This is a genomic window from Nocardia otitidiscaviarum NBRC 14405 (assembly GCF_000308635.1).
In the GTDB taxonomy this organism is placed as follows: Bacteria; Actinomycetota; Actinomycetes; order Mycobacteriales; family Mycobacteriaceae; genus Nocardia; species Nocardia otitidiscaviarum.
Window position 1 is genome coordinate 23,141 of sequence record NZ_BAGD01000082.1, and the last position, 7,312, is coordinate 30,452.

Consider the following 7,312-nt stretch of genomic DNA (forward strand, 5'->3'; position numbering starts at 1 on the left):
GGGACCACCTAGTGCCGAGCAATGAACAGCGACGCGCTGCGGCGAAACGCAAGCTGGAGCGTCAACTGGCCAATCGGGCCGCGCGGGCCCGCAAGCGCAAGCAGCTCACCATCGCGGCATCGGCCTTGGGTGTCGTGGTGGCGGTGGCGGCGGGTGTCGGCATCTACTACCTGACCCGTGGTGACGACGATACGGCCACCACCGCTACCACGTCGGAGACCCCGGAGGCGTCGCTGGCATCGGCGCCCCCGTCGGCCACGCCCAAGCCGGAACTGGTGAACTGCACGTATCGGGACTCGGGCGAGGCGGCCCGTCCGGTGGACAAGCCCCGCGCCGAGGGCATCCGGACCACCGGCGACGACGCCACGCTGAGCGTGAGCATGCAGACCAGCCAGGGCCCCATCGGCCTGACCCTCAACAATGCCGAATCCCCCTGCACCACGAACAGTTTCGCGAGCCTGGCCAGCCAGAAGTACTTCGACGGCACCAGCTGCCACCGGCTGAGCACGTCGGGGCTGAAGATCCTGCAGTGCGGCGACCCGACCGGCACCGGTATGGGCGGTCCGGGCTACGCCTTCGACAACGAGTACCCGACGGACCAGTACGCCCCCGGCGACCCGACCGCCCAGTCGGTGCCGGTGAAGTACCAGCGCGGCGTCATCGCCATGGCCAACAGCGGCCCCAGCCCGGACGGCACCGGCACCAACGGCAGCCAGTTCTTCCTGGTCTTCGGCGATTCGCAGTTGCCGCCGCAGTACACCATCTTCGGCACCATCGACGAGACCGGTCTGGAGACCCTGGACAAGATCGCCGCCGCCGGCGACGACGGCTCGATGGAGCCCAGCCCGGGTGGCGGTAAGCCGAACCTACAGGTCACCCTGGAGTCGGTGCAGATCGACTGATCCGACAGATCGGTACCGCTCACGGGTTTAATCGAACGGCCCGGTGGGTACTGCGGAATCGACTGACCACCAGCGACATTCGGCCCCGGCGCACCTGGTGCGCCGGGGCCGTTTCTTTTCCGGCGACCCGCCCGAAACCCATGATCGAACCTTCGGCGTAAGGGTTCCCTAACCAAAGAAAATCCGAAGTTTTCCGGTTCATGTCGGAATTGTGCGATATATGCTGGATCGCGACGCGCGCGTACGGCGGTATCCGAGTTCTCGCTGGTAACCTCATAGAACGGAGTACGAAGCGGCGTAGTAATCCCATCGGGCGACCCCCACCGGGCAAGTGCCGCGCCTCGAGTGCTCCCGGTGTCCACGTTTGCAGGCGGGACACCGCTACCCGAACCACCGTTCGTGTGGCGATGTCCGTGACGAAGCACCACAATCATCCATAGTGATCACTGCAGCATCGGGGAGCAGGCAATGGCCGAGGAACTCGACGACATCGGCCGCGAAACCGCGGCGATGATGAGGCAAATGTTGCAGCTCGCGACACTTGTCGCGCTGCGCACCCGGGAACGTGGCCAGAAGGAAGCGGAAGCCCGCGTCAAGGTTACCGAGGCCCGTCAGAAGGAAGCCCGTGAGCGTCAGCTCCGGGAGGCCGCTGACTCCAAGGCCAAGGATCCGCGCAATGTGGAACTCGCTCGCATGATCGAGAAGCCACCGCTGGACAAGGGCGTTTCGCTGGAGAAGGACCGTTTCGCCGCGCAGGCCGAGGCCACCCGCATGGCCGCCACGCAGGCAGCGATGTCCAAACCGTTGGTTCGATACGACTCCGTGGAGCGGCGTGCCGCCTTGGCGCAGCACCTGACTCGCATGGGCATCGCACCCGAGCTCGCCGCCGTGCGGATGCTGCTCGAGGTTGGGCAGGCGCAGTCGGCGGCCGACGCGGTACGGGCTCGACAGGAGGAGGCCGCGGCGGTACAGCGGCGGGCTCGCGAACAGGAAGCTCGAGGACTACAGCGCGTACGTTCCTGACGCGGCGCTGATCCTTCTTCGGTTACTTCCTTCTTCGGTTACTGGTCGGGAGTGCGACGGAGCGCTCAGGCGGATCGGATCCGTTCTCGACAGACGATCCGCCAGCCGGCGTCGGCGCTCGGTCGCACCATCTCGGCTCAGATCCGGAAATCTCCCATGGTCGGATCGCTGAACAGGCCCTGCTGCGGCGACTTCAGCGGTAGCGGCGTCAACATATCCTTGTGCCCGTTGCGCACACTGCAATACTTGAACGGCCCCTTGGGGTCGAACAGCTTCGCCATATGCGGGTCCGCATGATCCAGAAACCACACCGACAGACCGGTTTTGCCGTCCAGGCGGTAGTGCTCCCATGCTCGCCACATGGCGTCGAGCCGGGCCACCGCCTCCGCGTGCTTCCACCACTCCGGGCACCAGACCGTATCGCTGATATCGGTCACCTGCCGCCGGTACACCAGGGATAGGTAGTTCTCCACGAACTCCACCACGCTGGAGTAGACCATCGGCTGTTGCTGCTGTTCGCTCACAGCGGCTTGACCTCCTCAATCTGTCCGGCGTCTTGCCCCGGAGGCGCTTTGATCAGCGAGGGAGCGCCGATGAGGTCGGCGATCTCGGTCTTCTTGTGCGGAGACGGATCGTGGTGAGCGATCGACTTCTTCACTTCGGCAGCGTACTCGCCCTCCCACCACGGCACGGTCCGAACGAGTACCGGCGGTGTGCCGGAGGAGAATACGATGGCGCGCCCGCGTGGCAGAGTGGCCAGGGCGTGCACATTGAAGGTCTTCGACGAGCTCAGCGAGCGGGAATAGCTCTTGCCGCCCTTGGATTCCGAGACCGAGGCCGAGATGGTCTCGTACTCGCCGATCTGCTCGGAGCGCTCCTGCAGGAACTTGTTGTCGTCCACGCCGCTGCCCAGCACCTTGATATTGGCCGCGGCCCACAGTGCCTCCATGCCGTCGACGCCCCAGCAGCGCGCACCCTGCGCCCAGGACTGCAACACCGTCATCACCACGATGCCACGAGATCCGAAGTGCGAGTACTGCTTCGGCAGATCCTTCCAGCGCACCACGTTCGCGGCCTCGTCGAGCACGGCCAGCATGGGAATGGGCAGGCGACCGCCCGGCGAGCGCGACGCCTTGTGCGTGGCCACGTCGATCACGGCCTCGGTGAGGGCGCTGACCAGCGGCGCCGCCGACCCGCGACCTTCCAGGGAGAGGCTGTAGAGCGTGCCGTTGCCCTCGATGAACTCGAGTTCGTCGAACTGGATCCGGTTGACGGTGCGGCCGTCCCGGGTACGGGTGTCACCCGGCGTGATCCACGGGTGCACATTCGACAGCTTCAGACAGCGCACCATCTTCTTGGCGGAACCGAAGATGCCGCTGCGGGTGCGGTCGTCGACGTTGAACTGCTGCGCCAGACCGGAGGCCATGAAGTGCTGACCCGCGCGCCGCAGCAACTCCACCGGTTCGGTGTCACGCCAGTTGTTGACCCAGTCCCACACCTGGATGATGGGGCGATTGTCCACGGCGGCGGCCAGGAACAGACCGGCGAGCAGGTCCTCGGCCTCTTGGTCGAAGTAGGAGTCGGTGGTGGCCTGCGGCCCGGAACTGTCGTCGCCATCGGCGAAGTGACCGGCCAACCGCACCGCGCGCACCTCGCAGCCGGGGCTGTGCGCGTCCACCCAGGCCAGCGGGTCCCAGTACCAGGTCGGTTCCTCGTCCGCGACGCCCTGCGGGTCGAAGACGAACGTACGACTGCCCTTGCCCTCGCGCACATCCCGGGTCGCGTCCACCACGTCCCGCTTGTTGGAGGTGGTGAGCACCGGACCGATGGCGGTGAGAATGGCCGGAATGACCCGTGAGGTCGTCTTGCCCTGGCGCGGACCCCAGATGTCGACGTGCAGGTCCTCGTAGGAGCCGTACACCATCTGGCCGTCCGCGACGGCCACGCCGATCGGGACGCCCGGCGTGTCGTCACGCCCCAGTCGCATGCCCAGCTGCTTGGCCTTGTCCCGCACCCCGGCCTCGGTCAGCGGGCCGATGGCGCTGCCGCTGCCCATGTGGTCGGCCTTGTCGTCGACCGCCAGTCGGCCGACGGACTTGCGCGACTTCATCTTCCGCTTGACCACGAGGTAGGTCACGGCGGCGAGCACCACCAGCACCACGATGACCGTGGACGCGGTGGGCCAGGTCAGTTCGCCGCGGCCCAACCCGAAGCCGAGGGCGATCGGGTTGATCGGGAGATCCTGCGGGGGCGTCGAGAGCTGATTGCCCAGTTGCAGGGCCACCCACAGGGTTCCGAACAGCGCGAAGCCCGCGTAGATCAGATACAGGGTCGCATCCGGACCGGGTACGGCCGGATCCTGCACTTTCTTCTTCGCCATCTCTGCCTCCTGGGATGACCTGTCAGTCGTTGCCGCTCAACGGAATTCGTCGAGCCGCCAGCCGTCCGCGGTGCGGACGACGGTGGCGACGACCGTCGTCGACGGCAGCGGTTCGCGCCGCCCGTCCGGGTACACGACGGTCTGTTCGATTCCGATCTTGTACTGCTGCCGGTTCGGGTCGGTGCCCGGTGCCGCCACGCCGGAGGCGAAGGTGAATGCCTCGACGGTGGCGCCGGCGCTGCTCCACTCGGCCCACCGCACGCTCGCCTTCGGCGTCTCGACCGCGGTCGCTGTGCTGTCCAGGGTACGGATCAAGCTGGGACCGAGCCATTCCCGCGCCCGCGCCAGCGCCGCGCCCTCACCCTCGGTGGCGGGATGCCAGGTGAATATCTCGTGCAGCGCCGTCACCGCGACCCCCTCCGGGGTCGACGGATCGGGAGCCGGGGCCTCCTCCAACAACCTGGTGGTGGACGTGGGCGGACTCCAGCCCGGCGCGGATCCGGGATCGTCGCCGTCGGAACCACAGGACACGACCAACACCGCGACGCTCGCCACCAGCATCACCACCAGGTTCGCGCGTTTCACCGGACTACCGTTCCAGGCTAGTCGCCCCCGCCGGTCGCGGGGCGATACCTGCGGTTTTCCCGAATCGGCGTGTCCGGTGTCGGATGCCGTCATATGCCGCGCTTGGCATCGTTGAGCGTTTCGACCAGGGTCCGGTTCATCTCGGCGGCGGCGGCCAACTGCTGTTGCAGCAGCGCTACTTTGCGGCGCAGCGCGGTGGCGTCCATGCGCTCCAGGCCCGGCCCCTCGGCGGCGCGGACCCAGTTGCGCACCGAATTGGTGTGCACGCCGATCTGATCGGCAACCACCCGGCACGCCTCGGATTCGCTGCGTAGCTTGCCCGTCAGCGCGATGACCTGTTCGACGGCGGCCTGCCGGACCTCCGGGGAGACTCTTCGGTACGACCGATGCGGCATCATGCGGCGCCCTCCTCGTCCGAGCCACGGTGCGAGGTGGATTCGGTGAACTCGCTGAAACGCTGGTTGGTGTCGTGGATTCCGCTCTCCCGCTCCGAGGGCGTGAACTCCATGTGGAATGGAATGCCCGGGCGCCGGTCCTCACCGATCTTCAGCAGGAACTTGCCGGTACCGGGTGCGGACGGGCGGTGCTGGCCCGGTTTGAGTGCCTCACCCGTCAGCGCCTGCGGCGCGGACCAACTGGTCACCATCTCCTCCTCGGCAGCAGTGAACGGCACCGTCGAATCCAGTCGCGCGATCTCCTCCGCGGGCAGCGCGCCGAATATCTTGGCGCGCGCCCGCTCCAGGAAGCCGAGCGCCTTGGCGATGGCCGCCTCCGAACCCAGCGCCTGCAGATCCTTGATGGTGTGGCTGATCATGATGAGCGCGGTGGCGATACTGCGTTGCAGACGGGTGAGCTCGTCCACGCGGTCGACCATGAAGTCGCCCAGGCCGAGCACCTGCCACAGCTCGTCCATGACCACCTGGAAGTAGCGCTGCGGACCCATATCCGCGTCGGCCAGCACATGGGCCGCCTCCACGGAGGCGAAACCGTCGGCCCAGCAGGCCAGCATGACGGCGGCCTTGAGTTTCTTGTCCCCGTTGGGGATATGCGAGACGTCGATGCAGACGGCGGTGGCCGCGGTGTCGATCGGCGTGGTGGTGTGACCGTTGAAGACCGCGCCGAAGGGACCCTGGGTGAGCGCGCGCAGCGAGCGGCGCAGCCCCTTGATGGCATTCTGGTACTCGGTGTCGTCGTCCGCGCCCGCATCGAGTTTCAGCTCGTCGCCGCCCGCCACGATGACCTCGAGCAGGTTCTCCAGGATGGGCGGCTGGTCCGGGGTGAAACCGCTGCCCTCGCGGTAGAGGATGCGCAGGCCGGTGGAGATGAGGGTTTCCTCGTAGTCGCGCACCCGGGCGCCGCGCACCAGTTCGACCAGACCGGCGATGAGCGTGACCTGGCGGGCGCGCATCTCCTGCACCACCTGGGTTTGCAGAGCGGGCAGTTCGGACAGGCGGGGGACGATGGAGCCGAGCACGCCCGCGGCCAGGGGATTGAGTTTGCCGTGCCCGTAGCCGAGGTCGATGACCTGGCCGCCGACCAACTCCACCAGTTTGCGGTAGTCGGGCTTGACGTCGGCCAGGATCAGCGGGGTGATGCCCTGTGCGACACCGCCCAGCACGATGCGGCGCACCAGCGAGGATTTGCCGAAACCGTTGAGGCCCAGCACGAACAGGCTCGGTGCGGTGATGAAGCTGCCGCGCATGAACCAGTTCATGGGGTCGAAGCAGACCGGAGCGCCGGTGTGCAGGTGCGAACCCAGCGGGGTGCCGATCAGCGGCGCGCCCGCGCCGACCGACCACGGCCACAGGCCCGCGACCTGGGCGGTGGTGGCGCGGTATTCGACCGGGCGGCCGATCACGTTCATCCGGCCGCCGCCCTCGCCGATATAGCCGCGGTCGGTGAGTTGGGCTGTGGTGCGGTCGAATTCGTCGTGGCTGCCGTACTCCATGCGCTCCACGCGGGCGGCGAAGTTGCGGCGGCGCAGATCGTCGGTGTGCAGCCGGAACGCCGCCCAGGCCGCGCCGAGGCCGTTCTTCTCCCGGGCGACGGCCTCGAGCCGGGCGCGGGTGGAATCGTCGAGCAGTTTCGGACCGGACTGCTTCGGCTTGCCGCCCTTGCCCTTGCGCGCCTTGGCCCGCTGCTCGGCCCGTTCGGCCGCCAGGGCGGCCCGGTCCGGCTTGTCCGCGTTGCGGCCGGTGCGACGTCCCCGCCCGGTCCGCTCGACCGGTTCGGTTTCGTGGCGTGGCCGCCGGGGTCGCCCGGGTGTGGCGGCGCGCCCACCCAGGTGCACGCGGTCGCCGTCGACGGCCCGCCCGCGTCCGTTCTCCCGGCCGCGTCGATCCCCCTCGACGGGCCGTCGCCCACCGGCGTCCCCGGCCCGCTCCCGCCCCGGCTCCGCCTTGCGCATCCGCTCCCCTTCCGG

The 7,312-nt window shown here is 67.8% G+C and carries 7 protein-coding genes; 2 read left to right on the top strand and 5 right to left on the bottom strand.

The genetic code is table 11. The annotated features are described in order from the left end of the window. Positions 1-11: 11 nt before the first annotated feature. Together ON31_RS18155 and ON31_RS18160 are read left to right on the top strand one after the other, a co-directional pair. A complete protein-coding gene (locus ON31_RS18155; protein ID WP_029924318.1) occupies positions 12-902 on the top strand; it encodes a peptidylprolyl isomerase in 891 nt (296 codons plus the stop codon). A 468-nt stretch (positions 903-1,370) separates the two neighbouring features. Further along, the gene (locus ON31_RS18160) at positions 1,371-1,925 is read left to right on the top strand and encodes a hypothetical protein (protein ID WP_039815232.1); all 555 of its coding nucleotides are present in this window, start codon (positions 1,371-1,373) and stop codon (positions 1,923-1,925) included. Positions 1,926-2,062: 137 nt separating this feature from the next. Here the strand turns inward: ON31_RS18160 and ON31_RS18165 are convergent, their stop codons facing one another. The 5 genes from ON31_RS18165 to ON31_RS18185 form a co-directional block, all read right to left on the bottom strand. Next, positions 2,063-2,449: a DUF4913 domain-containing protein gene (locus ON31_RS18165; RefSeq protein ID WP_051037435.1), complete on the bottom strand. Its 387-nt coding sequence runs from the start codon at positions 2,447-2,449 to the stop codon at positions 2,063-2,065. Then, a complete protein-coding gene (locus ON31_RS18170) occupies positions 2,446-4,305 on the bottom strand; it encodes a type IV secretory system conjugative DNA transfer family protein (RefSeq protein WP_039815234.1) in 1,860 nt (619 codons plus the stop codon). The genes ON31_RS18165 and ON31_RS18170 overlap by 4 nt, the downstream gene beginning before the upstream one ends. 36 nt (positions 4,306-4,341) lie before the next feature. After that, on the bottom strand, positions 4,342-4,890 hold the full coding sequence (locus ON31_RS18175; RefSeq protein WP_255222159.1) for a hypothetical protein: 549 nt from the start codon (positions 4,888-4,890) through the stop codon (positions 4,342-4,344). Positions 4,891-4,979: 89 nt separating this feature from the next. Further along, entirely contained in the window at positions 4,980-5,288 is a 309-nt protein-coding gene (locus ON31_RS18180; RefSeq protein WP_039815235.1) for a transposase, read from the bottom strand. Further along, on the bottom strand, positions 5,285-6,838 hold the full coding sequence (locus ON31_RS18185; protein ID WP_228810388.1) for a putative type IV secretion/conjugal transfer ATPase: 1,554 nt from the start codon (positions 6,836-6,838) through the stop codon (positions 5,285-5,287). Before ON31_RS18185 ends, ON31_RS18180 begins: the two co-directional genes overlap by 4 nt. Positions 6,839-7,312 lie beyond the last annotated feature (474 nt).

What these genes read in the sequence shown, in the direction of transcription:
- ON31_RS18160 (WP_039815232.1), top strand. Translation starts at nt 1,371, where the DNA reads ATGGCCGAGGAACTCGACGACATCGGCCGCGAAACCGCGGCGATGATG.
- ON31_RS18170 (WP_039815234.1), bottom strand. Translation starts at nt 4,305, where the DNA reads ATGGCGAAGAAGAAAGTGCAGGATCCGGCCGTACCCGGTCCGGATGCG.
- ON31_RS18180 (WP_039815235.1), bottom strand. Translation starts at nt 5,288, where the DNA reads ATGATGCCGCATCGGTCGTACCGAAGAGTCTCCCCGGAGGTCCGGCAG.
- ON31_RS18185 (WP_228810388.1), bottom strand. Translation starts at nt 6,838, where the DNA reads ATGGAGTACGGCAGCCACGACGAATTCGACCGCACCACAGCCCAACTC.